The 24,861-nt window shown below is 58.0% G+C and carries 22 protein-coding genes; 15 read left to right on the top strand and 7 right to left on the bottom strand.

All coding sequences use genetic code 11. The annotated features are described in order from the left end of the window. Nucleotides 1–23 precede the first annotated feature (23 nt). The 8 genes from G5179_RS12730 (at nucleotide 24) to G5179_RS12765 (ending at nucleotide 6,514) form a co-directional block, all read left to right on the top strand. Nucleotides 24–1,595 carry a cytochrome ubiquinol oxidase subunit I gene (locus G5179_RS12730; protein WP_421258491.1) on the top strand — a complete coding sequence of 524 codons (1,572 nt, stop codon included), beginning with the start codon at nucleotides 24–26 and terminating at the stop codon, nucleotides 1,593–1,595. Beyond that, the gene (cydB, locus tag G5179_RS12735; protein ID WP_139494010.1) at nucleotides 1,595–2,734 is read left to right on the top strand and encodes a cytochrome d ubiquinol oxidase subunit II; all 1,140 of its coding nucleotides are present in this window, start codon (nucleotides 1,595–1,597) and stop codon (nucleotides 2,732–2,734) included. Before G5179_RS12730 ends, cydB begins: the two co-directional genes overlap by 1 nt. A gap of 16 nt (nucleotides 2,735–2,750) precedes the next feature. Next, a complete protein-coding gene (cydX, locus tag G5179_RS12740) occupies nucleotides 2,751–2,861 on the top strand; it encodes a cytochrome bd-I oxidase subunit CydX (RefSeq protein WP_005337572.1) in 111 nt (36 codons plus the stop codon). 128 nt (nucleotides 2,862–2,989) lie between these two features. Continuing rightward, nucleotides 2,990–3,949 carry an MBL fold metallo-hydrolase gene (locus tag G5179_RS12745; protein ID WP_421258492.1) on the top strand — a complete coding sequence of 320 codons (960 nt, stop codon included), beginning with the start codon at nucleotides 2,990–2,992 and terminating at the stop codon, nucleotides 3,947–3,949. After that, nucleotides 3,942–4,277, top strand: coding sequence for a hypothetical protein (locus tag G5179_RS12750; RefSeq protein ID WP_201955840.1), 336 nt, complete (start codon nucleotides 3,942–3,944; stop codon nucleotides 4,275–4,277). The genes G5179_RS12745 and G5179_RS12750 overlap by 8 nt, the downstream gene beginning before the upstream one ends. Next, on the top strand, nucleotides 4,265–5,122 hold the full coding sequence (locus G5179_RS12755; RefSeq protein WP_421208728.1) for a DUF692 domain-containing protein: 858 nt from the start codon (nucleotides 4,265–4,267) through the stop codon (nucleotides 5,120–5,122). The genes G5179_RS12750 and G5179_RS12755 overlap by 13 nt, the downstream gene beginning before the upstream one ends. Then, nucleotides 5,115–5,909: a putative DNA-binding domain-containing protein gene (locus G5179_RS12760; protein WP_421208729.1), complete on the top strand. Its 795-nt coding sequence runs from the start codon at nucleotides 5,115–5,117 to the stop codon at nucleotides 5,907–5,909. The genes G5179_RS12755 and G5179_RS12760 overlap by 8 nt, the downstream gene beginning before the upstream one ends. Further along, nucleotides 5,906–6,514, top strand: coding sequence for a DoxX family protein (locus tag G5179_RS12765; protein WP_005337566.1), 609 nt, complete (start codon nucleotides 5,906–5,908; stop codon nucleotides 6,512–6,514). The genes G5179_RS12760 and G5179_RS12765 overlap by 4 nt, the downstream gene beginning before the upstream one ends. A 114-nt stretch (nucleotides 6,515–6,628) precedes the next feature. On the opposite strand, the gene G5179_RS12770 is transcribed toward G5179_RS12765, so the two are convergent. Beyond that, nucleotides 6,629–7,300 (bottom strand): NAD(P)H-dependent oxidoreductase, encoded by a 672-nt coding sequence (locus tag G5179_RS12770; RefSeq protein ID WP_144715507.1) that lies wholly within the window; start codon nucleotides 7,298–7,300, stop codon nucleotides 6,629–6,631. Between the two features lie 155 nt (nucleotides 7,301–7,455). Beyond that, nucleotides 7,456–8,634 carry an MFS transporter gene (locus G5179_RS12775; protein WP_319919893.1) on the bottom strand — a complete coding sequence of 393 codons (1,179 nt, stop codon included), beginning with the start codon at nucleotides 8,632–8,634 and terminating at the stop codon, nucleotides 7,456–7,458. 226 nt (nucleotides 8,635–8,860) lie between these two features. Between G5179_RS12775 and G5179_RS12780 the strand changes: the two genes are divergently transcribed. Continuing rightward, nucleotides 8,861–10,831 carry a TonB-dependent receptor domain-containing protein gene (locus tag G5179_RS12780; protein ID WP_421258493.1) on the top strand — a complete coding sequence of 657 codons (1,971 nt, stop codon included), beginning with the start codon at nucleotides 8,861–8,863 and terminating at the stop codon, nucleotides 10,829–10,831. Beyond that, nucleotides 10,821–12,329: an AbgT family transporter gene (locus G5179_RS12785; protein ID WP_421249555.1), complete on the top strand. Its 1,509-nt coding sequence runs from the start codon at nucleotides 10,821–10,823 to the stop codon at nucleotides 12,327–12,329. Before G5179_RS12780 ends, G5179_RS12785 begins: the two co-directional genes overlap by 11 nt. 114 nt (nucleotides 12,330–12,443) lie before the next feature. Here the strand turns inward: G5179_RS12785 and G5179_RS12790 are convergent, their stop codons facing one another. Next, nucleotides 12,444–12,827 (bottom strand): DUF6404 family protein, encoded by a 384-nt coding sequence (locus G5179_RS12790; RefSeq protein ID WP_216978466.1) that lies wholly within the window; start codon nucleotides 12,825–12,827, stop codon nucleotides 12,444–12,446. A gap of 195 nt (nucleotides 12,828–13,022) precedes the next feature. On the opposite strand from G5179_RS12790, the gene G5179_RS12795 reads away from it, so the two are divergent. Next, nucleotides 13,023–13,925 (top strand): LysR substrate-binding domain-containing protein, encoded by a 903-nt coding sequence (locus G5179_RS12795; RefSeq protein ID WP_421258494.1) that lies wholly within the window; start codon nucleotides 13,023–13,025, stop codon nucleotides 13,923–13,925. A gap of 170 nt (nucleotides 13,926–14,095) precedes the next feature. On the opposite strand, the gene G5179_RS12800 is transcribed toward G5179_RS12795, so the two are convergent. The 4 genes from G5179_RS12800 to G5179_RS12815 form a co-directional block, all read right to left on the bottom strand. After that, nucleotides 14,096–14,329, bottom strand: coding sequence for a hypothetical protein (locus G5179_RS12800; RefSeq protein WP_421249557.1), 234 nt, complete (start codon nucleotides 14,327–14,329; stop codon nucleotides 14,096–14,098). Nucleotides 14,330–14,522: 193 nt separating this feature from the next. After that, nucleotides 14,523–16,499 carry a methyl-accepting chemotaxis protein gene (locus tag G5179_RS12805; protein WP_421236212.1) on the bottom strand — a complete coding sequence of 659 codons (1,977 nt, stop codon included), beginning with the start codon at nucleotides 16,497–16,499 and terminating at the stop codon, nucleotides 14,523–14,525. Between the two features lie 217 nt (nucleotides 16,500–16,716). Next, nucleotides 16,717–18,219 (bottom strand): glycerol kinase GlpK, encoded by a 1,503-nt coding sequence (gene glpK / locus G5179_RS12810; protein WP_266135069.1) that lies wholly within the window; start codon nucleotides 18,217–18,219, stop codon nucleotides 16,717–16,719. A 54-nt stretch (nucleotides 18,220–18,273) separates the two neighbouring features. After that, nucleotides 18,274–19,122: an MIP/aquaporin family protein gene (locus G5179_RS12815; RefSeq protein ID WP_005350866.1), complete on the bottom strand. Its 849-nt coding sequence runs from the start codon at nucleotides 19,120–19,122 to the stop codon at nucleotides 18,274–18,276. Nucleotides 19,123–19,611: 489 nt separating this feature from the next. Between G5179_RS12815 and glpT the strand changes: the two genes are divergently transcribed. From glpT to glpQ, 4 genes are all read left to right on the top strand, one after another. Then, nucleotides 19,612–20,970 carry a glycerol-3-phosphate transporter gene (gene glpT / locus G5179_RS12820; protein WP_421258495.1) on the top strand — a complete coding sequence of 453 codons (1,359 nt, stop codon included), beginning with the start codon at nucleotides 19,612–19,614 and terminating at the stop codon, nucleotides 20,968–20,970. Nucleotides 20,971–21,072: 102 nt separating this feature from the next. Beyond that, nucleotides 21,073–21,831: a DeoR/GlpR family transcriptional regulator gene (locus G5179_RS12825; protein ID WP_005337538.1), complete on the top strand. Its 759-nt coding sequence runs from the start codon at nucleotides 21,073–21,075 to the stop codon at nucleotides 21,829–21,831. Nucleotides 21,832–22,148: 317 nt separating this feature from the next. Further along, a complete protein-coding gene (gene glpD, locus G5179_RS12830; protein ID WP_005350869.1) occupies nucleotides 22,149–23,636 on the top strand; it encodes a glycerol-3-phosphate dehydrogenase in 1,488 nt (495 codons plus the stop codon). 96 nt (nucleotides 23,637–23,732) lie between these two features. Continuing rightward, nucleotides 23,733–24,821 carry a glycerophosphodiester phosphodiesterase gene (gene glpQ, locus G5179_RS12835; RefSeq protein ID WP_005337531.1) on the top strand — a complete coding sequence of 363 codons (1,089 nt, stop codon included), beginning with the start codon at nucleotides 23,733–23,735 and terminating at the stop codon, nucleotides 24,819–24,821. The last annotated feature ends 40 nt before the right edge of the window (nucleotides 24,822–24,861 follow it).

Here is a 24,861-nt window from a genome sequence, read left to right on the forward strand (position 1 = left end):
AATACAACAAAAGAGAGTGACGCATGATCAATCCGGATGACGTGGTCAGCCTGTCTCGCCTGCAATTTGGCGCCACGGCCCTGTTCCACTTCCTGTTTGTGCCCCTCACGCTGGGGCTGTCCTGGATCCTGGTGATCGCCGAGTCGGCTTATGTGATGACCGGCAAGGTGATCTATCAGGACATCACCCGCTTCTGGGGCAAACTGTTTGGCATCAACTTCGTCATGGGGGTCACCACGGGGATCACCATGGAGTTTCAGTTCGGCACCAACTGGGCCTATTACTCCCACTACGTGGGGGACATCTTCGGTACCCCGCTGGCCATCGAGGGGCTGATGGCTTTCTTCCTCGAATCGACCCTGGTGGGGCTCTTCTTCTTCGGTTGGGACAAGCTTTCCCGTGGCAAGCACTTGCTGGTGACCATGCTGGTGGCGCTCGGCTCCAATCTCTCGGCGCTCTGGATCCTGATCGGCAACGGCTGGATGCAAAACCCGGTGGGGGCCGAGTTCAACCTGCTGACCCAGCGCATGGAGCTGGTGGATATCGCCGCCGTGCTCTTCAACCCGGTGGCGCAGGTGAAGTTCGTTCACACCGTCGCGGCGGGCTATGTGGCTGCCTCCATGTTCGTGATGGGGGTGAGCAGCTGGTATCTGCTGCGCAAGACCGAGGTGCAGTTTGCCCTGCGCTCCTTCGCCATCGCCTCCGGCTTCGGGCTGGCGGCCATCCTCTCGGTCATTGTGCTCGGGGATGAGTCGGGCTATCGCACCGGCGAGGTGCAGAAGGTCAAGCTCGCCGCCATCGAGGCGGAGTGGGAGACCGAGCCGGCCCCTGCGTCATTCACCCTGTTCGGCTTCCCGGATCAGCAGGCGCAAACCACCCACGCCGCCATCAAGATCCCGTATCTGATGGGGATCATCGCTACCCGTTCCATCGACGAGGCGGTGACCGGCCTCAAGGATATCAAGGTGCAAAACGAGGCGCGCATTCGCAGCGGCATGGTGGCGGTCGAGGCCCTCGAGCAGATCCGGCAGGGCGATGACACCCCGGCCAACCGAGCCCGCTTCGAGCAGCACGGCAAGGATCTCGGCTACGGCATGCTGCTCACCCCCTATGCCAGCAATATCGCCAAGGCGGGGGAGGCGGAGATTGCCAAGGCGGTCGATGACTCTATCCCGCCGGTGGCACCGCTCTTCTGGGGCTTTCGGGTGATGGTGGGGCTTGGCGTCACCATGCTGGGGCTGATGGTGGTGAGCTTTGTCCAGCTCTGCCGCAACCGGCTGCAAGACTCGCCACGGCTGCTCAAGATCCTGCTCTGGAGCATTCCGCTGCCCTGGATTGCCATCGAGGCGGGTTGGCTGGTGGCCGAACTCGGCCGTCAACCCTGGACCATCAGCGACGTGCTGCCGGTCTCGGCCTCGGTCTCTTTGCTTCAGCCGGGCCAACTCTGGTTCAGCCTCATCGCTATCTGTTCCATCTACACCCTGTTGCTGGTGGTGGAGCTGTTCCTGTTGCGCCATGTGATCCGCAAGGGGCCCGCCATTCTCCATACCGGCCGCTACAGCGGTGAACAACCCGAACTTGCGAGGATCGCCTGATGGATTACGCAACCCTGAAACTCATCTGGTGGGCGCTGGTGCTCTTCATGATGGTCGGTTTTATCGTGATGGATGGCTTCGATCTCGGCATCGCCATGCTGCTGCCGGTGGTGTCGAAAGATGACGACGACCGCCGTCTGGTGATCAACAGCGTGGGGCCGGTGTGGGAGGGCAATCAGGTGTGGCTGATCGCTGGCGCCGGTGCCCTGTTTGCCGCCTGGCCGCTGGTCTATGCCGCCGCCTTTTCGGGGCTCTACATCCCCATGGTGGTGCTGCTGCTCGGGCTATTTTTGCGTCCGGTCGGTTTTGACTATCGCAGCAAGCTGGCCGATCCGGTGTGGCGCCGCTGGTGGGATCGGGCGCTGGTGGCCGGTGGCTTGATACCGGCGCTCATCCTCGGTGCGGCTATCGGTCTGGTGATGGAGGGGCTGCCGTTTCGCTTCGACACGGCGCTGCGTCTGCACTATGGCGCGTTCGACTTCCACTGGGGCTGGCTGATCTCGGTGCTGGCCACTGCCATCAGCCTGTTGCTGCTGCACGGCGCCGGTTTTCTGCAAGCCAAGGTGACCGGCACTCCTGCGCTGCGCGCACGGGGGATCGCCATCCTGCTGGCCCCGCTGGTGAGCCTCTGCTACCTGCTGGCCGGCTGGCATCTGGTGGATCTGCAAGGGTTTCAGCTGACCGGTGTGGGCACACAACCCTTTGACCCGAATGCCGCCATCAGCCCGCTGATGAAGGGGGTGATCCCCCACGCCGGTGGCTGGCTGCGCAACTATTTTGACTATCCGATGCTGTGGCTGGTGCCGATCATCGGGGCGCTGGCACCGCTGGTGAGCGGGATTGCCTCCTGGCTGGAGCGGGGCCGAATTGCGCTGCTGGCCAGCGCCATCGCCTGCGCCGCCATGCTCTGCTCGGTGGCCATCGCCCTGTTCCCCTTCGTGCTGCCCTCATCCCTCGATGCGGTCAGCAGCCTGACCCTGTGGGACAGCACCTCCAGCTACAAAACCCTGGCCATCATGTTCGGCCTCGTGCTGGTGCTGATGCCGGTCAACCTGGGCTACACCGGCTGGGTCTATCGGGTGGTGCGCGGCAAGCTCGACCGTGCCCGCATCAAGCGCGACAGCCATCAACTCTACTGACCTCAAGGGATCTGCTATGTGGTACTTCACCTGGATTTTGGGCCTCGGATTCGCCCTGCTGCTGGGCCTGTGCAACCTGCTCTGGCTGGAAGCGCGCTGGCAGGCGGACGAACGGGACGGTAACTGACGGCGGGGTTCGCGCCCCGCCACGGCCGGTGGTTGGCGTTCACACGTCGCCATCGGCCCCTCTCTCCCCCTCTTTAAACGACACAAACGACACACTTTCAACCGACAACCAACCGACAGGTAATTGTGATGAAACAGAGATTGAAAGCGGTGGCGCTGGCCATCGGCTGCGCGCTCACCGTCGCCCCGGCCTGTGCCGAGCCGGTACAACTGACGCCACTGGATAAAACTTTCACCCTGCAGGTGCTCGGCAGTGGTGGCCCCATCTCCGACGATCTGCGCGCCTCCTCCAGCGAGGTGATCTGGTGGAAGGGGAAATCCCGCATCCTGATCGATGCCGGTGGCGGCGTCTACCTGCGCTTCGGCCAGGCGGGGGCCAAGCTCGAAGAGGTCGATTTTATCGGCATCACCCACTTTCACACCGACCATGTGACCGACCTGCCCGCCCTGCTCAAGGGGGCCTACTTCTTCAAGCGCAGCGATCCGCTGGATCTGGCGGGGCCCGAGGCGGGGTCGGCCTTCCCCAGCATGAGCGGCTACTTTGATGCCCTCTTCAACAAAGACAAGGGCGCTTATGCCTACCTGAGCGGCTTCAAGGATGGCACCGATGGCCTCTTCCCCATCACCTTGCACGATGTGCCCTACCAGAGCCCGCAGCCCCACACCGTCTATCAGCAGGATGGCTTGACCATCACCGCGCTCGGCATCCCCCACGGTGACGTGCCCTGTCTGGCCTATCGCATCGAGAGCGCCGAGGGGACCATCGTTATCTCGGCGGATCAGAACGGCAGCAACCCGGCCTTTGTGCCGTTTGCCAAGGGGGCCGACATTCTGGTGATGCCGCTCGCCATCCACGAGGGGGCCGACCCGGTTTCGGCTTCGCTTCATGCCAAGCCATCGGTGGTGGCCAAAATTGCCGCCGAGGTGAACCCCAAGCTGCTGGTGCTCAACCACTGGATGGGGGTCGGCCTCAATCACAAGAAAGAGGCGATGGCCATCGTCAAACAGCAGTTCCACGGTCAGATCGTGGCCGCCCGCGATCTCTCCAGTTACCCCGTTTCATCCGTCAAGGAGTCCGCCCATGAGTAACTCAAGCAGCAACAAAACCACTGGCAAACTGACCCTCTCCATCGCCATGACCAGCCTGATTGCCCTGACCCCGGGACTGGCGCTGGCGGCCACCCCGAGCGATGCGCCGGTCAAGGCCGCCCCCAGCGAACAGCATGGCGGCAAGTGCGCGGCGGGCAAGTGCGGCACCGAGAAGCGCTTTGAAAAACAAGCCCTCGACAGCGATCCGCAAGGCCGGCTGGTGCGCGCCCGCGACGGCAAGTGTGGCGTGGCGGGCGAGGGGATTGATGACGACAGATCCGGTTCCAACAGCGGCAGCAAGATGACGGAGGGGGTATGCGGCCAATAAGCTCCCGTAGTCGGGGGATCGGGCTGCGCCAGGAGCATCTGGATGCGCTCTGCTCCGGCCCCGTGCGCCCCGGCATCGACTTTCTCGAGCTGGCGCCGGAGAACTGGATGGCCATCGGCGGCGCCAGGCGGGCGCAGCTGCATCAGCTGGCCGAGCGTTACCCGCTGGTGGCCCACGGCCTCAGCCTCTCCCTCGGCGATTGCCAGCCCCTCAATCGCACCCTGCTCAGCCAGATCCGTACCTTTCTGGACGAGTTCGGCATCGGGATCTACAGCGAGCACCTGAGCTTTTCCCGCGACCAGCAGGGTTATCTCTACGAGCTTTTACCTGTGCCGCGCCAGTGGGAGAACATCCCCTATCTGGCAGAGCGGATCGCGCAGGTGCAGGATGCGCTGGCCCGCCCGCTGGTGCTGGAAAATATCTCCTACTACCACGGCTATGACCACGAGATGCCGGAGGAGGATTTTCTCGCCGAGCTGGTGGCGCGCAGCGGCTGCGAGCTGCTGCTCGATATCAACAACGTCTTTGTGAACAGCCGCAACCACGGTTACTGCCCCAAGCGGATGATTGCCGGGCTGCCGAGCAATGCGATCCGCTATTTCCATATCGCCGGTCATCTGGAAGAGGCGGATGGCACCTTGCTGGATACCCATGGTCGTCCGGTCTGTGAGGCGGTGGTAGCGCTGGCCCGTTATACGGTGCAGACCCACGGCCTGCGCCCCCTGCTGCTGGAGCGGGATCACCATCTGCCACCGCTGGCAGAGCTGGAGGCCGAGCTGGCGCGGGTGCACGGCGCCTGTTGCGAGGCGATAGACCGTCAGGTGCGGGAGGTGCGTTATGGATAGACGGTTATCCCTGATCACTGCGCCTAAAACGGCGCCGCAGCGGATGCAGCAGCAGACCGCCTGGCTGGCGAGCCGGGTGCGGCTGCCGCAGGATGGCATCGCCAGCCACTATGCCCGCAGCGTGCGCGCCAATGTGGAGTCGGTGCTGGAGAGCGCTTTTCCGCTCACCCACGCTCACTGGGCACCGGTGGACAGGTGGCAACTAGTGGAGGGCTTTGTCATCGCGCACGGCGCCGAGGCCCCCGAGTTTCACCATATCGCCACCGAGTTTGTCCGCTATGTGCAGCATCGCCACGGCGAGGGCTCTCTCAACTGGCCCAGGCAGCGGTTGGCGCTGCTGGAGTACGAGTGGGCCTGCCTCTGTGTCGAGATTGATGAAGGGGTAGTGCCGCAAGTTATATCGGGGGTTGAGGTGACGCCGGAGAGTTCGCTTGTGCTCAACCCTACCCTGCAACTGCTTGAACTCCCCTTTGCCATTCGTCGCAGCGGCGTGGTGCCGACCCGGCAGGGCAACCACTTCTATGGCCTGTTTCGCAGCCCGGAGCATCAGGTGGTGACCCAGCGGCTGCGCGAATGGGATGTGGCGCTGATCCAGTTGCTGCAACAGCAGCCGGGGATCACTCAAGCCGCGTTCAAGCAACAGGTGCAACAGGTTCGCCGTGATTTTGATCTGACAGGGTGGGCACGCCATTTTCACCGGCTGGGTCTGTTGACCTTGTCCGTTGGCGAGCGCCAGTCCGGCACCCCCTTGCCCCCATTTAGCAAACACCAAGGAGAATTCCCATGAACAACACCCTGATCCAGTGGTACGAGCGGGCGGTGGCCCAGTGCAAGCGGCTCGATTTTCTGGCCCTGCTGGCCATTCGCCTCTATCTCATTCCGGTCATCTATGTGGGGGCCCACTCCAAGGTGATGGGCTTTGCCGGCACGGTCGCCTGGTTTGGTGCGCCAGTCTCGGAAGGGGGGCTCAACCTGCCGTTCCCGACCCTGCTCGCCTTTCTGGCGGCGGGCACCGAGGTGCTGGGCTGCATCTGCATTGCCCTTGGCCTCTTTACCCGCATCATGGCCATTCCCACCATCTTCCTGATGAGCGTGGCGAGCGCCATGGTGCACTGGAAGCACGGCTGGGATGCCATCGCCACCGGCAGCATGGAGGCCACTGTGCGCCTCAACGGCTTTATCGAGTGGCTGGCCGCCAACTTCCCCGGTCGCTACAACTACATCACCGAGCTCGGGGATCCCGTGATGCTCAACAACGGGATGGAGTTTGCCGCCACCTACTTCGTGATGCTGCTGGTGCTGCTGGTTTACGGCGGGGGCCGCTACGTCAGCCTCGACTACTGGCTCAAGCGTGCCGTGACCGGCAAAGCAGGCGTGCAACAGGCGGCATAAGGCTTGCCCACGGATAACAAAAACCATAACGACAGAGCGTGAAAAACAGCGAGCGGCCGGGGGCCGCTCGCTGTTTTTGTGCTTTGGGGGGGAGAGTGTCAGCTGCGTCAGCCGTTACTGGTAGCGGCCAACCGCGATGGGGGACTCCTGCTCAATCTGGCCAAGGCGCTCGGCCCACTGGGCGAGCCAGGCTTCCCGCTCTTCTTGCGAGACCCGCACCGGGGCATAGCAGATATGGGGGCGCAGCACGTCAAAGCCGACAAATTGCAGGATCCCGCGCTGGATGGGGCGCAGCACCCCGTCAATATCGCCGTTGAAGCCGTCGGGCAGATAAGTCTCGGCGGGACCACCGGTGGTGAGGCTCAGCAGGGCCCGCTTGCCGCGAAACTTGCCGCTCTCGTAGATATGGCCTTGACCATAGACCCGCCCCATGGCAAAGACCCGATCCACCCACCCCTTGAGAATGGCGGGCAGGCCAAACCACCAGAGCGGGAACTGGAAGATCAGCAGATCGGCCGCCTCCAGCTTTTGCATCTCCTGCTCCAGCTGCGGGGCGAAGCTGCCCTGCTCGGTGGCAGCCAGCTCTTCGAGTTGCAGCTTGAGAAAATCGGGATCGCTGGCGGCAGTGAAGTTGCGCCGATCCGAGACGGGATCAAAGCCCATGGCATAGAGATCGCTGGTCATCACTGTGTGACCCGCCTGCTCCAGCGCCCTGATGGCGTGGCAGAAGAGGGCTCCGCTGAAACTTTTCGGTTCAGGATGGGCATAGACAATAAGCACCTTCATAACAGACTCCGTGGCAAATGATGCGAGGGTGACAGGCTTGGTTACTGAAACAGTTGCTGAAATAGTTGCCAGCTTAACGCTGTGTCACAGCATAGAAGCCTGCCGCGCCGATTGCAGCAGGCGCCACGCTCTTGCGTGACGCCTGCTGGCGCAGCTTATGCCTGACAGGCGGCGAGCCGGAGGGCTTCGCGGCGCTCGCTGACATGGGTCAGCCCGTAGGCCAGCAGCACGATAAGGGCGCCGATCCAGGGGGTATGCATCAGGCCGAGGTGCTCCACCACCAAGCCACCGACTACGGAACCGAGCGCAATGCCGACGTTGAAGGCGGCAATATTGAGGCCCGATGCCACATCCACCGCCTTGGGGGTGTGCAGCTCGGCCTGCTTCACCACCAGTACCTGCAGACCCGGCACGTTGCCGAAGGCAAAGGCGCCCCACACCAGCACGGTGAGCACCGCCAGCACCGGATGGGGTGCGGTGAAGGTGAGGGCCAGCAGCACCAGCGCCAGACCGGCAAACAGCAGTTTCAGTGCGGGCAATGGGCCCATCCTGTCGGCCAGCTTGCCGCCCCAGATATTGCCGACGGCAACCGATACCCCGTACACCAGCAGGATCAGGCTCACCGCACCGGCGCTAAAGCCGCTCACCTGCTGCAGGATGGGGGCGAGGAAGGTGAAGGCCGTGAAGGCGCCGCCATAACCGAGTGCGGTTTTGGCGTAGACCAGCAGCAGCGGCTTCTTGGTCAGTACCGAGAGTTGCTCGCGGATGGTCGAGGCCGCCCCCTTGGGCAGGTTGCTCGGGATCAGCAGCAGGCTGCCCACCATGGCGACGAGGCCAAGCAGGCTCACCACCAGAAAGGTTTCACGCCAGCCAAAGACCTGACCAATCCAGGTGCCGAGCGGTACGCCGGTTACCAGTGCCACGGTAAGGCCGCTGAACATGATGGCGATGGCGCTCGCCGCCTTCTCTTTGGCCACAAGACCCGTGGCGATGGTGCTACCCACCGAGAAGAAGACCCCGTGCGCCAATCCGGTCAGGATGCGGGCCACGATCAGGCTCTCGTAACCGGGGGCCTGCCAGGCCAGCAGGTTGCCGGCGGTAAAGAGCGCCATCAGCCCTACCAGCAGCCACTTGCGCGGCACCTTGCCGGTCAGCGCCGTGAGCACGGGGGCGCCGATGGCTACGCCAAGGGCGTAGAGGCTGACCAGCAGGCCCGCCGAGGGGAGCGAGACATTGAGCTGCTCGGCGATGGTGGGGATAAGCCCCACAATCACAAATTCAGTGGTGCCGATCGCAAAGGCACTCAGGGTAAGGGCAAATAACGCCAGTGGCATAACAACTCCTTGGTTAGGGACTCCCGACGGGAGAATGGCGCCAGTATGCCGAGACAGTTTGTTGGCAAAAATGATGGTTACATCAAATTACTTTTGCCAAATCAGCAGCAATGATAAGGCGTATCAGGCGGCAGGAACGGTTGAGAAAAGGACACCGGTAATCCGGGATAGAGGAAGTAACGACTAATAGGCTGATTTGGGTCATAAAGCCGTTTTTTAATCACCCATGAATATCAGTAATGAAAAACAATGCAAAATGATAATAATTTCCATTATAATGCACTATTTATCGTATAATAAATCACTTAAAATGAATATAAATAATCTAAAAGTCCGAACGCCTTACATATTGAGTGCACTGATACTTCCTGCACATGTTGCAATTGCCGAGAATATTGCTGATGAAACCATGGTGGTAACAGCAACCGCCGGAAAGGAAAAAAATCTTCTTGAAGCCCCTGCAACCATGACCTTGATCGATGGTCAGGAGCAGAGTAAATATCAAATGACGGGGGATGTCGGTGATCTTTTGGTCGATGCTCCGGGCGTCAATATATCAACCCAGGCCAATGGTTCCCGTAGCATTCGCATTCGTGGCCTGAGCAATGATTACACGCAAGTGTTGTTGAATGGTCGCCGTTCTTATACCAAAGAAGCGCTTTGGCGTGGCAGTGACAGTGCATTAAGCCTTACCCCTACAGTAGCCGTTGATAGAGTCGAAGTTATTCGTGGCCCGATGTCTACCCTTTACGGTGCCGATACCATGGGGGGCGTTGTGAATGTGATAACGCGCAAACACAATGGTGCTGCTGAAGGGGCAATGAGTGTTGAAGGGCAATACAACCAGGGTGATCGAGGTGGTAATGGCCAGGTTTATGGATTGTATTACTCCATGCCTGTCAACGATGCATTGAGTTATACCGTATATGGCAACTATCTGGATATCGCCGAGTCATTTTATGCTGACTACCCTGATGCGACCAAGCGTCGCGGGCAGGAAAACTACAACTTGGTAAATACCTTCGATCTTGCTATTAATGACCAGCATTCATTAGCGCTTGATATTCAGCTATCCAATGAAGAGCAGTTGGGTACTGCGATGTTCAACAATCGGTATTATGAACAGCAACGCCGTCTGCAAAGCTACACGCTAGGATATGGCTACCAATCCTCACGACTGAACGTCGATGCCAATCTCTATTACAGTGACTTTGATGTCCAGTATGATCTCCTCACATCAAATAGTACTGAGCATAATTATGGTGGTGATGCCAAAGCCATATTATCGTTCAATCAATATGACATTACGTTTGGCACTGAAACCCGCAATGCCAAAGTAGACAATATTAGTTTTAAGGGGGGCTCCGCAGACAGAAAGAGTTCTGCAGCTTACGTTGAATTCAATCATGCATTGACTGACGCAACTACCTTGACCCTGGGTGGGCGATATGATCATGATTCATTGTTTGGCAGCGAGTTTACCTACCGTGGCTATCTCACCCAAGGGGTAGCTGAGAACTGGAGTATGAAAGCTGGTGTGGGGACGGCATTTAAAGCACCCAGCCTGGCTCAAATATCCCCATATTATTCAGCTCCTGGCTGTGGCGGTCGCTGTAATATTTATGGTAACTCGGCCCTGAAAGCAGAAACTGGCACATTCAGTGAATTGGGGATGTATTATACCAATGGTACTACGTTAGCCAGCGCAACAGTATTCTATAATCAGGTTGATGACATTATTCAACAAGCAAAGAAAAAAAATGGTGACTACACCTTCGTCAATATAGACAAGGCCACTCTGAAAGGCTTGGAACTGTCTGCTACGCATCAATGGGAATATATTGGTCTGGATGCTTCATATACATATCTTGATGCAAAAGATGATTATTCCGGAGACAGACTGGTTGGTACGTCAGAGCATGAAGCTTCGCTCAAGGCGACATGGTATGCTAACTATGCATTAAATATTTTCACTCGGTTGCATTATCGTAGTGAAGTGCGTGGCGAGCTTGGCAATAATGATGTGTCTGATCCATATACCACCCTGGATCTTGGCATGAGTTACGACCTTGCCAATGGAGTGGCACTGAAGATGGGGGTTAACAACCTGATGAATAAAGATGTGTCCAGCCCGGATACGTACACTGAGGTCATTCAGGGAAGAACTTATTATACCGGCATTAATTATGAATTCTAAAACCATGAAAAGGTCTGTTTTTGATAGTATTGAGCGATGGGGAAATCGACTTCCCCATCCGGTGTTCTTGTTCATTTGGCTATCTTTGATAGTCATGGTCGTCTCTTTTATTGCTGCCAAAGCACAACTCTCTTACACCCTGCCTGGCGAGAACACTCAGTACGTTCATAATATGCTGTCATTGGCCGGTATTCGAGAATGGCTTGGTGGCAGTGTTAAAGAGTTTATTAACTTCCCTCCTTTGGGTATAGTCATTATAGCGACGATAGGTATCGGGCTTGCTGACTCTTCCGGATTGATTAGCTACTCGGTGCAACGGTTAGTAAATAAAACTGGAAAATGGCAACTGACCATCAGCATTATGGCTCTGGGGATAGTTTCGAATGTGGTTGGCGCAGTTGGTTATATTGTTTTGATACCTCTGGCGTGCCGTGCCTATCAGGCTGCGGGTCGCTCACCCTTGGTCGGACTTGCAACGGCTTTTGCCGGTGTCGCGGGAGGGACGCATGCAACTATATTCATTACAACCTATGATGTGGTGATTGCTGGTATCACTACATCGGCAGCCAAGCTCATCGATCCTGAATACAGTGTTAGCCCATTGGCGAATTACTTTTTTATGAGTGCCAGTGTCCTTCTATTAGTCGCAGTGGGGTCTTTTATTTCTATCATGGTAGTAGAAAAACGGCAGCATCGGCTAATTGATAATGATGCTACTGATAGTCATCTAATTAGCCATGATATTCCCTGCAATAAGAAAAATGACAGGGCCATGCTGGCTTCTGGTAGCGTATTTCTTTCTGCGATCATCTTCTTTGTTTTATCGGCGGCAGTGCCGGGGAATTGGCTGGCACCCAATGAAGGGCAGCAACTCGCTCGCAGCGAGATCATTAGTGGTCTACCAATAGTTATTTCTATTACTTTTGGCTTGAGTGGTTTAACTTACGGTTATCTATCTGGTAGTTTTCGGGGTGAGCAAGATCTCATCAAGGCATGCCAAAAGAGTTTAAGTCAGCTAGGATTATTTTTGCTGATTATTTTTGTGGCATCCCAGCTGATATATATATTCAAGTTAAGCCAACTTTCAGGCGTGTTGGCCATGTCGATGAGCAACATGGTTGCAGATCTGTCATTGCATCCTGCATTCATTTTGCTACTGGTTGTTATTCTCTGTGCGTTCCTCAATCTCTTTATGGGTTCACCTGTTGTCCAGTGGAGCCTTATGGCGCCAGTGCTTATACCATCACTGTTCTACGTAGATATACCTTTGGAGGTGACCCAAGCTGCATTCAGAATCGGTGACTCGGTAACCAATATCATTAGTCCACTGTTTGGCTACTTGGGGCTTATATTGGCGACGGCGCAAGACTATGACAAAAATGCCAAGTTAGGCACATTAATGTCATTAATGTTGCCGTTTAGCATGGCGTTCTTGTTTGCATGGACGGCCCTCTTGCTGTTCTGGGTATATGTATTGCAGTGGCCCATGGGGATGTAGCAGGAGATTGTCATGCCCCTCATTCCAATGAGGGGCTCTTTTCAACCTGATTTCTGACGGGCAAAGGCAATAATGTGCCCAGAACTCCTGCTTCATAACAATGCCAACGGATTATCAATCCGGTTGCTTTGTGATATCTGTTGCCGAGGATGGCAATCTTTCCCAAGGGGTCAGTTTAAGCTGCCTGGAGCGTAGCCTGAAGAGACTCGCCATGATGATGCCTGTTAATCCGGCAAACAGGGCTGTCTGGCGTAGGGCAAATAGTGGGTCTATCTCTAAGGGTTGCCAGCTGAAAAACCACAACAGAATGCTCCAGATCAGGCCAAGGCCGATGCCAAATACCAGAAAGTTGGTTAGCCAGCCCTCGTACTGAGGCGGTTTGACAGACCAACCCAGTTGGCGCAACAACCAGAACAAGGGGGGATTGTAGTTGGCATGCCATACCCCCTTGTTAGCCAGCTCCTGATGGGCGGCGGCCAGCCGTTCTTCAAATGTCATGTTATTCATCCTTGTGAAATTAAAGGTGCCATACGGTGCTTTTTAGGCTGCATTGTACTGACAAATCGCGAGCATGATGTGGGCTCGTGGTCACGTTCTTTCTCTGTAGAAAAAAAGAACTGGCCTCACCGCACGCTTGCCAATCCACAGCAGCTACGCCTATAAAGACTCATTACTCTTGTCCGGATAACAGCAATGAAGACCCATTCTGATGAACTGACCCTGTTTGTGGCGGTGGTGGAGGCGGGCAGTTTTCGCCAAGCGGCGGAGAACCTCGGCATGGATAACTCGGTGGTGAGCCGTGGCATCAAGCGGCTGGAGGAGAAGCTCTCCACCGTGTTGCTCAATCGCACCACCCGCCGTGTCAGCCTGACCGAGGAGGGGATCTGGTTCTATCAGCGGGCGGTGAAGATCCTGACCGAGATGAGCGAGGCGGAGGGGCATCTGCTGATGCGCCGGGAACAACCCGAAGGGGTGTTGAGAGTCGATGCCGCTACCCCCTTTATTCTGCACCGGCTGGTGCCGATCATCGGCGAGTTTCGCCACCGCTACCCCGCCATCGAGCTACAGCTGCACAGCTCGGAGGGCTTTATCAATCTGATGGAGCGGCGGGTGGACATGGCTATCCGCATCGGCGAGCTGACCGACTCCTCCCTGCGCGCGCTGCCGCTGGGCCGTTCGCGGCTGCGGCTGCTGGCCTCTCCCGCTTATTTGAGCGAGCGCGGCACCCCGCGCCAACCGGCGGATCTGCTGAGCGGTCACGAGCTGCTCGGCTTTTTGCATCCCGATCACCTCAACCACTGGCCGCTGCTAAGTGCCGAGCAGGGGGATCGTTTTGCCATCACCCCCAGCCTGCGTGCCAGCAGCGGTGAAACCTTGCGTCAGCTGGCGCTGGCGGGGCAGGGGATCGTCTGTCTGTCGGATTTCATGACCGGGCCGGATCGGGAGAGCGGCGCGCTGGTGGAGGTGCTGGCCCGCAGCAACAGTGGCGCCTCGCGCCCCATCAATGCGGTCTTCTACTCCGATGCCCAGCGGGATATCCGGCTGCGGGTCTGGCTCGATTTTCTCAAAGAGCAGCTGGGCAACCATACCCTTTAGTGCAGGTTGGTTTGTGCGGTTTGTTTGAACGGTTCGTCGCTGCGGTTTGCTGATTGAAGAACAAGTGCGCCTTCGTTGCGGTCAATCAGCATTAGCCAGGCGGCAGATACACAGACGGCCGACTTGAGAGTTGGCTACCGGTTCGGGAAGGTGTGTGAGGTGAAGCGCAGTTAGCGGGGTAGTTTGCCCCATACCCTGCTGAGCAAGGCGCCGCCGATCACCGGCGGAATGGCCAGCAGCAGGGTCCACTGCCAGGAGAGGCCGCCGACGGTGGCGGCCAGTACGATGCTGGTGAGCACCACCAGTTGGGCCACCATCATCAGGAAGGTGCCTTCGCGGGGGGTCAGGGTCTCTTTTTGAGTGGCGACGTGAGCTACGGGCGCTTGAGTGGTGGTGGGTTTCATGGCGATATCCCTCTGTTGAGTCTGATATCACTAAGCAATGGCTGTTCCACATTTTTTCATGTTAATAATCAATGTGTTGTGCTCTTGCTCGTCATTCCCGTTTCGAGAGCGCAGGCAAAATGATTTGCAAAATGAAAACGCCACCCTGAGGTGGCGTCTTGGTTATTGAGAAGAGGAGGGGGAAGCGCCGGGCCTAGCCAATCCGGTATTGGCGGATCTGCTCGTCGATGGCTTTGGCCAATTCGAACAGTTCGCGGCTGGCGGCATTGCTCTCCTCTGCGTGTTCACGCTGATGCTCGGCCACCATGGCGAGCTCGTCAAGCGCAGCTCTGGCTTGCCCCATCTGTTGATCCTGAGCTTGTGCCAGCGCGCTGATTTCGTTGAGTTCCCTTGCTGTCTGGTTAATTTGGCTGGTGGCATCGACCAGCACCTCTCTAGCTTGATGCATCCGGCTATAGCCCTCTTCGCTCAGGGTGTGGGAGCCTGCCATCGAGCTGCTGGCCTGCCGGGTACCCTCCTGCAGACGCAAGATAAGATCCTGCACATCCTTGGTGGCGGTCTGGGTGCGCACCGCCAGTTGGCGCACCTCGTCGGCCACCACCGCAAAGCCCCGCCCCATATCCCCTGCCCGGGCAGCCTCGATAGCGGCATTGAGGGCCAGCAGGTTGGTCTGGTTCGAGACATCGCGGATGAGGTTCATGATCTGGGTGATGTTGTTGCTGTCCCTGACCACCTCTTCAAGCAGCGCGGACGAGGTGCCGATGCTGCTGCGCAAAGTATCGAGACGATCGGCACTCTGGATCACATCCTGTTCGACACTGAGCATGTGGTCAGCGATGCGCCGGGTCACGTCGCTGACCCCCTCGGAACGGCTGGCGATCTGCTCGGCATTGCTGCCGATGGCAGCGACTACATTGGTCAGTTCTTGGATGCTCCTTGCCTGCTGGCACGCTTCTCCCGCCAGTGCCTGCGCCTGATGAAGGGTTTGCGAGGATTGGGCGGAGAGGGCACTCCCCGATTGTTGGAAGCGGGAGAAGCTCTGGTTAAGACTCTGGATCAGCCGGTTGAAGCTCTGGGCCATCTGGCCCAGCTCCGACTCGTCGGAGAAGTCGAGGCGGGTCGCCAGATCCCGATCGGCGGTGATGTGGTGCATGCCATCGGCAGCCTGACGAATCGGGCGACTGATGGAGTGAGCCAACCAGGCGGAGGCCAGCATCGCCAGAGTGCCGATGGCGAGCGACACCATGATGATGAGCTGGCGTGACTCATGTAATCCCTCTTCCAACTCGGCGCTGTTGATCTCGCCAATCAGCAGCCGGTTGAGGGTGGGGATGTAGCGTACAGCAAGAAGGTAGGTTTCTCCCTCCAGCGTCAGTGCCTCAACTGCCACCTGTTCCCCAGCCTTGGGGATAAGCCGTTTGACGGTATCGAGAAAGGATTGTTGATGGTGAGCGGCATCTTTTTGCTCCAGTGCGGGGTGGATCTCGATATTGCCTTCCATGTCCGCCAGATAGACCTGACCGCTCTTGCCGATCCGATAGCTGCTGATGAGCTTGCTCAGGGTGCTCATGTCGATGGAGGTACCGGCCACCGCCAGGGTATTGCCCTCGTGGGTGACGGCGGTATTGATATAGAGGGAGGCACGCTGGTTGAAATCGGAGATGTCGAGGTTCAGTTCGTAAGGTTGATTGCGCTGGAGAAAACCGTAAAACCACTCATCTTTCGGGTCTGACTCGCTCAGCGCTTTCTGGGCGGTGGGGCCGTCACTGAAGTTGAGCAAGGTGTTGGTCTGGCGAGGGGCAATAAAGACGTTACCGCCGAGACGTCGTTGCAGAGCCTGAAAGTAGCGCTCCATCTCGGGCCACTCAGCTTCTGGCATGCCAGCGGTCAGCCAGTCGATGACGAAGCTGTTGCTGGCGAGCGCTTGCGCCTCGGTCAGGTGCTGGGTCAGCTGGGCGGTCAGCTGGTTGGCAATGCGGTCCACACTGCTTGGCAGCTCATAGCGTTCGACCCGCTGCTGTGCCTGCGTGTGGGATATCTGCTCGAGGATCAGGGTGATGCAACTGATGGCGATAACCATCAGTATCGCTACGCCGGAGAGGATCCGGGTGCGGATCCCGAGCCCTGACCAGAGTGAGTGCAGTGTAAAACGGTGTATCGCCCTCTCCATATTTCTCTCCTCCATAAAGAAAGGCCGCATATGCGACCCAGATGATGATTATAGATAGAGAACTCAATTGTGTTGTGACGGTTGGTGAGAACAAGATTCACCAGATAAAAACAGGGGGAGCAACGGGAGGGGAGGGCCGGCAAGGGGTAGACAAAAAGAGGCCGACGTGATGGTCGGCCTCCTTGGTGTTTATCTCAACGGAATGTCGGGAGCCCGATCAATCCTCTTCAGCCCAACGGCGTGAACGCTCAACCGCTTTTTTCCAGCCGTTGTAGCGCTTGGCGCGATCGTCTCTGTCCATCTGCGGGATGAACTCGCGGTCCACGCTGAACTTGTCTTCCAGCTCGTCGGAGCTCTTCCAGAAGCCGACTGCCAGACCCGCTAGGAAGGCGGCGCCCATGGCGGTGGTCTCGATGCGGGTCGGACGCACCACAGGGGTGTGCATCATGTCAGCCTGGAACTGCATCAGGAAGTCGTTGGCCACGGCGCCGCCGTCTACTTTCAGCGCAGCCAGCTTGATGCCGGAGTCTTGCTGCATGGCATCCAGCACATCGCGGCTCTGATAGGCGATGGATTCCAGCGCGGCACGGATGATGTGGTTGCGGTTGGCGCCACGGGTCAGGCCGACCATGGTGCCGCGAGCATAGGGATCCCAGTAGGGCGCGCCTAGGCCGACGAAGGCCGGTACCAGATAGACGCCGTTGGTGTCACCCACCTTGGAGGCGAAGTAGTCGGTATCGCGGGCATCGTGAATGATCTTCAGCTCGTCACGCAGCCACTGGATGGTGGCGCCGCCCATAAACACCGCACCTTCCAGCGCGTAGTTCACTTCCCCTTTCGGGCCGATGGCAACGGTAGTCAGCAGGCCGTTGCTGGAGCGAACCGGCTCGGTGCCGGTGTTCATCAGCATGAAGCAGCCGGTGCCGTAGGTGTTCTTGGCCATCCCTTTTTCAAAGCAGAGCTGGCCAAACAGGGCAGACTGCTGGTCACCGGCGATACCGGCGATGGGGATGCGGGAGCCGCCACCACGGGTGGTGTAGCCGTACACTTCGGAAGAGGGTTTCACTTCCGGCAGCATGGACATGGGGATGCCCAGCTCGTCCAGCATCTTCTGATCCCACTTCAGCTCGCGGATGTTGTAGAGCATGGTACGGGAGGCGTTGGTCGGGTCGGTGACGTGCACTTCGCCATTGGTCATCTTCCAGACCAGCCAGGTGTCGATGGTGCCAAACAGCAGCTCGCCGTTCATCGCCTTCTCGCGGGCACCTTCCACGTTGTCGAGGATCCACTTCACCTTGGTACCGGAGAAGTAGGCATCCAGCACCAGGCCGGTGTTCTCGCGAACATACTCTTCCAGACCGCGAGCTTTGAGCTCTTCGCAGATGGCGGCGGTGCGGCGGCACTGCCAGACGATGGCGTTGTAGATGGGCTTGCCGGTGGCCTTTTCCCATACCACTGTGGTTTCACGCTGGTTGGTGATACCGATGGCGGCGATCTCTTCGCTGCGCAGGCCAGTCTTGGCCAGCACTTCGGTAAAGACGGAGGATTGGGTCGCCCAGATCTCCATCGGGTCGTGCTCTACCCAGCCCGCTTTCGGGTAGTGCTGGGTGAATTCGCGCTGGGAGGTACCGACAATATTGGCATCCTGATCAAACACGATGGCGCGGGAAGAGGTGGTTCCCTGGTCCAGAGCGACGACATATTTCTTTTCAGCAGACATGATGTTCTCCACGTTTCTATTTTCCACGTTTTTATACGTTGGAGGGGGCCGCTCTTATGCGGCAGCCTCTTCTTTGGCGGTTTGGGTAGCTTGCTCGGTGGTGACGACACGGTTGCCCGGGACGCAGGGAGCCAGCACTTTGACATACAGAGCGGTACCAATCTGGGCGCCAACGATGGGGCCAAGGATCGGAACCCAGAAGTAGGGGTTGTCACGACCACCGGTCAGGGCAACATCACCCCAGCCAGCAAAGAACGCGAACAGTTTCGGACCAAAGTCACGGGCCGGGTTCATGGCAAAACCGGTTAACGGGCCAAGGGAGGCACCGATCACCGCGATCAGGATACCGATCAGCAGGGCGGCAGCGAAACCCTTGGGGGCGCCGTTGTTGTTGTCACCCAGCGCCATGATGCCCAGCATCAGGACAGCGGTGATCACCAGCTCGACGGCAAAAGCTTGCATGTTGGTCAGCAGGGCATTGGGGTAGGTGGAGAAGATCCCGGCGGTGCCGAGGCTCTCGACACTGCCGCGCACCACGTTATGGGTCACTTCCCATTGGGTGAAAAGGTTACCATAAAGGAAGTAGACAAGGGCGGCGAAGCAGAAGGCACCGGCCATCTGGGCGATGATGTAGGGCACCACCTTGCGCTTGTCGAAACCGCAGAAGGTCATCAGCGCCAGGGTGACGGCCGGGTTCAGGTGGGCACCTGAAATACCGCCGGTCACATAGATGGCGATGGCCACGCCCAGACCCCAGGTAATGGAAATTTCCCACTGCCCGAAGTTGGCGCCTGCCAGCACCAGTGCCGCCACACATCCGACACCGAAAAATATCAGCAGGCCGGTTCCGATAAACTCGGCGATGCACTCGCCAAGCAGGGTATTGGGTCTTTGTATGCTCATACTTTTATTCCTTATATCCACCCGTAGAGGTTTGATGTTCCGTTCTATCTTTTTGTGTCTATCCGTTGCTGCCGAAAACGTTTCCTTGTTGTTTTTGCGTCTTGCGCAAACGTTATGCTCGTTTGCGCTCGTTATCGGTCGTGACAGAAAATAACCCTTCCCAATAATTTCACCATCCCCCCTCCATAGGAAATGTGGACAAGATCCCACTCATTGCTAAGAAAATGTGACGTAAAGCATCTTGATAACCGCCAGTTACCACTTAGGGGGTAGCTTGCAACCCTTGCCACACAAGGGCTGGCGCTTGCTGAGTGATTTCTCATTTGGAGCTTTTATTTGTAATAAAACTGCAATATTTGAGCATGCATCACAGATTAAATGAGCGCATATGAGCACAATAGGCTCGCTTGCGAATCAGCGGACTCACATGATTCGTTGGAATGGTCAGGGCATCCTCAACCGCCCATAACAACAATAAGGAAGCAGAACATGCTTAGTCTCTTCAGGCCTGCGGCGCACATCGACAGGCTCCCGGCTGACAAGGTCGACCCCTTCTACAAACGCATGCGTTGGCAGGTGTTTTTCGGGATCTTCTTCGGTTACGCCGGCTACTACCTGGTACGGAAAAACTTCAGTCTGGCGATGCCCTATCTGATCGAGCAGGGCTTCTCCCGTGGTGATCTCGGTTTCGCGCTCTCCGGGGTCTCCATCGCTTACGGTTTGTCCAAGTTCCTGATGGGGAACGTCTCTGACCGTTCCAACGCCCGTTACTTCCTCTCCGCCGGTCTGCTGCTCTCGGCTGCCATCATGTTCATGATGGGTACCATGGACTGGGCCACCTCCAGCATTGCCATCATGTTTGTGCTGTTGTTCCTGAACGGTTGGGCACAGGGCATGGGCTGGCCGCCCTGCGGTCGCACCATGGTGCACTGGTGGTCACAGAAAGAGCGCGGCGAAGTGGTTGCGGTCTGGAACGTGGCGCACAACGTGGGTGGCGGCATGATTGGCCCGCTGTTTATCCTCGGGATGGGCTGGTTCAACGACTGGCGCAGCGCCTTCTATGTGCCTGCGGCAGCGGCGGCCGCCATCGCGGTGATCGCCTTCTTCGTGATGCGTGATACCCCGCAATCGGTCGGTCTGCCTCCCATCGAGGAGTACAAGAACGACTATCCGAAGGATTACAACGAGAGCCACGAGCAGGAGTTCTCCGCCAAGGAGATCTTCGTCAAGTACGTGCTGCACAACAAACTGCTGTGGTACATCGCGATCGCCAACGCCTTCGTTTACCTCATTCGTTACGGTGTGCTGGACTGGGCTCCAACCTACCTGAAAGAGGCCAAGCACTTCACCGTCGACAACTCCTCCTGGGCTTACTTCCTCTACGAGTGGGCCGGTATTCCGGGCACCCTGCTGTGTGGCTGGATCTCTGACAAGATGTTCCAGGGCCGCCGTGCCCCGGCCGGTATCCTGTTCATGGTGCTGGTGACCCTGGCTGTACTGGTTTACTGGTTCAACCCGGCCGGCAACCCGACCATCGACATGATGGCGCTGGTGGCTATCGGCTTCCTGATCTACGGCCCTGTCATGCTGATTGGCCTCTATGCTCTTGAGCTGGCACCGAAGAAAGCAGCCGGTACTGCGGCAGGTTTCACCGGTCTGTTCGGTTATCTGGGCGGCGCGGTCGCGGCCAACGCCATGCTGGGTTATACCGTTGACCACTTCGGTTGGGATGGCGGCTTCATGGTGCTGACTGTCTCCTGCGTGCTCTCTATCATCCTGCTGGCGATGACCCTCAAGCACGAGAACATTGCCGTTGCGGCCAAGAAAGCGGCTGCCCATAAGGCATAAAACGTGATCCTCAGCTTATTGATCCCAAAGGGGATCAGGTAAACTGCCAAAAGGCCCCGCATCTGCCGGGGCCTTTTTTTGTCTCATCATCGGAGTGCAAGCGTGAAGCAAACCCAACGACATCTGGAGATCCTGGACGTCCTGACGCGGCAGGGATTTGTCTCGACCGACGATCTGGTGACCCACTTTGACGTCAGCCCCCAGACCATTCGCCGGGATCTGAACGATCTCGCCGAACAGAACAAGATCCGGCGCCATCATGGCGGTGCCTCCCTGCATTCGAGTACCGTCAATACCGCCTACAGCGCCCGTAAAGTGATGCAACTCAAGGAGAAAGAGCGCATCGCCCGCGAGGTAGCGGCCAATATTCCCGACGGCTCATCGCTCTTTATCGACATAGGTACCACCACCGAAGCCATTGCCCGCGCCCTGCTCGATCACCGCGAGCTGCGCATCGTCACCAACAACCTCAACGTGGCCAGCATTCTGACGGCCAAGGATGACTTCACCGTCATCATTGCCGGCGGCGAGATCCGTAACCGCGATGGCGGCATCGTGGGGGAGGCGACCCGCGACTTTATCGGCCAGTTTCGCATGGACTATGGCGTCATCGGGATTTCGGGGATCGACAACGACGGCTCCCTGCTCGATTTCGACTATCACGAGGTGAAGATCGCCCAGGCCATCATCGCCCACTCCCGTCAGGTGTTCCTGGCCGCCGACCACACCAAGTTTGGTCGCAATGCCATGGTCAATCTGGGCAATCTCAGCCAGATCCACGCCCTCTTTACCGATCAGGAGCCACCGGAAAAGCTGGCGCGATTGATGGCGCAACACCAGATCGCCTGCCACATCTGCTGACGGCGAAACACGCCAAGGCTGTGCCGGTCGCCCGTCAGGGCGGCCTCCTTTCTCTTTCTCTCCCCCAGTCCCGCACTCATCCCACCCCTTTATGGGTATTGCCAAAACCACTATTCAATCAGGTTTTTTTGGCTATTAACCCGCCGGTTTTGGCCCGACGCCATTCGGTCACTTGCCGTATCACTTTTGCCACCTCTGGCGGGCTGTGGCGATCACACTTTCGCCATAAAATGTTCGTTTGTTGTATTTTCATGTTCTAAAATGAGCGAAATCAAACATTGCTGTTATAGCAATCATAAAAATGAAAGTAGGTGAACATGAGCGAACATTATGATCTGGTCGTCGTCGGTGGCGGCATCAACGGGGTCGGCATCGCAGCCGATGCGGCAGGACGGGGTCTGAAGGTTGCCCTGTTTGAGGCGCAAGATCTCGCCTCTGCCACCTCGTCCAACTCCAGCAAGCTGATCCACGGCGGTTTGCGCTATCTCGAGCATTACGAATTCCGGCTGGTGAAAGAGGCGTTGGCGGAGCGTGAGGTGCTGCTCGGTATGGCGCCTCACATCGCCCGTCCCATGCGTTTTCGCCTGCCGCACCGCCCGCACCTGCGTCCGGCCTGGATGATCCGCGCCGGTCTGTTCCTCTATGACAATCTGGCCAAGCGCGACAAGCTAAAAGGGAGCTGTGGCGTGCGCTTCCTGCCGCAAGATGGTTTGACCGCAGGGATCAACAAGGGGTTTGAATACTCGGATGCCTGGGTCGACGATGCCCGGCTGGTTGTGCTTAACGCCATGATGGCCCGTGACAAGGGGGCCGACGTGCAGACCCGCACCCGTTGCATCAAGGCGGTGCGCGGATCCAAACACTGGACGCTCACTTTGGAGCGGGAAGGGGGCGAGCAGTTCACCGTCACCTGCCGTGGTCTGGTCAATGCGGCGGGCCCCTGGGTCAAGACCTTCTATGACGAGAGCCTGCACGAGAAATCCCCCCGCGGCATTCGCCTTATTAAAGGCAGCCACATGATAGTGCCGCGCATCCATGAGCGCGAAGAGGCCTATATCCTGCAAAACGAAGACAACCGCATCGTCTTCGTCATCCCTTATCAGCAGGACTACTCCCTCATCGGCACCACGGATGTGGAGCACCACGGCAGTCCGCGGGAAGCGAAGATCAGCGAGGCCGAAATTACCTACCTGTGCAAGGTGGTCAACGCCCACTTCACTCGCCAAATTGCGCCGAAAGATGTGATCTGGACCTATGCCGGGGTGCGCCCGCTCTGTGACGACGAGTCAGACTCGCCGCAGGCGGTGACCCGCGACTACACCCTCGAGCTCTCTGGCGAGTCTGACGGTGCGCCGCTCTTGTCGGTGTTTGGCGGAAAGCTCACCACCTATCGCAAGCTGGCACAGGCCGCCTGCAACAAGCTCAAGCCCTGGTTCAGCCAGATGGGGGATGACTGGACGGCGACCAGCCGTCTGCCCGGCGGCGAGTTTGACTGCTCGGTACGCGAGCTGGCCCGCGCCTTTGCGCTGGAGTTTGACTGGCTCGATGATCGCAGCGCCCTGCGCATTGCCGAGGCCTATGGTGCCCATGCCCGTCTCTGGCTGAAAGAGGATCGCGGCATTCACTTCGGTGGCGGCCTGTACGAGTCGGAAGTGCGTTATCTCATCGAGCGGGAGTGGGCCTGTTCACTGGACGATATCCTCTGGCGCCGCAGCAAGCTGGGGCTGCGCCTGAACGAGTCAGAGCAGCAAATGCTGCAGATCTGGCTCGACCAATACCATCAGGCTCTGCGCAAGGCGAGCTGATGAGTGACGGTGGGCAGTGCGCTGCTGCCCACCGTAAATATGAAACAAACCTCTGATAGAACAATTACCTACACACAATAATAAAGAGCATCACATATGAAAAAACTCGCCGTTTCCCTCATCGCCTTGAGCCTTGGGGCCTCCCTCTCATTACCCGTGTTGGCTGCCGATGAAGGCAAGGTGGTTATCGCCCACCGTGGCGCTTCCGGCTACCTGCCCGAGCATACCCTGGAGTCCAAGGCGCTGGCATATGGCATGGGGGCCGATTATCTGGAGCAGGATCTGGTGATGACCAAGGATGACCAGCTGGTGGTGATGCACGATCACTTCCTCGATGGCATCACCGATGTGGCGGCGCGCTTCCCCGGTCGTGCCCGTCCGGACGGTCGTTACTATGTGGTGGATTTCACTCTGGATGAGGTGCGTTCCCTGCGTATGACCGAGCCATTCCAGCTGGTGGATGGCAAGCAGGTGCCGGTCTATCCGGCCCGCTTCCCGCTCTGGAAGTCAGACTTCAAGATCCACACCTTCCAGGAGGAGATCGAGATGATCCAGGGGCTCAACAAGAGCACCGGCAAGAACATCGGCATCTACCCGGAGATCAAAGCGCCCTGGCTGTTCCGTCACGAAGGCAAGGATATCTCCAAGGCGGTGCTGAAGGTGCTCAAGGAGTACGGCTATACCGGGAAGGATGACAAGGTCTATCTGCAGTGCTTCGATGCCGATGAACTCAAGCGCATCAACAGCGAACTGATGCCCGCCATGGGTATGGATCTGAAACTGGTGCAGCTGATGGCCGAGACCGACTGGAACGAGACCATGGTCTACGACGCCAAGGGCAAGGCGACCCCCTACAACTATGACTGGATGTTCAAGCCGGGGGCGATGAAAACCATCGCCAGCTATGCCGAAGGGATTGGCCCGTGGAAGCCGATGATCGTCACCGAGCCGGGCACTTTGGGCAAGCCGGTCTTCACCGGCATGGTAAAAGAAGCCCATGCGGCGGGCCTGAAAGTTCACCCCTATACCTTCCGTCAGGATGAGGGGCAGATCCCGGCCTATGCCAAGGACTTCACCGATCTCCTTAATATCTTCCTCTATCAGGCTGATGTGGATGGGGTGTTCAGTGACTTCCCTGACAAGGCGGTGGCCGTCATCAAGGCCCATCAAGAGGCGGCCAAATAGCACTCTGGCGCCATTTGGATGCAAAGCGAGGCCAATTGGC

This window comes from Aeromonas sp. 600886, from assembly GCF_049174935.1.
Taxonomy (GTDB): Bacteria; Pseudomonadota; Gammaproteobacteria; order Enterobacterales; family Aeromonadaceae; genus Aeromonas; species Aeromonas veronii_A.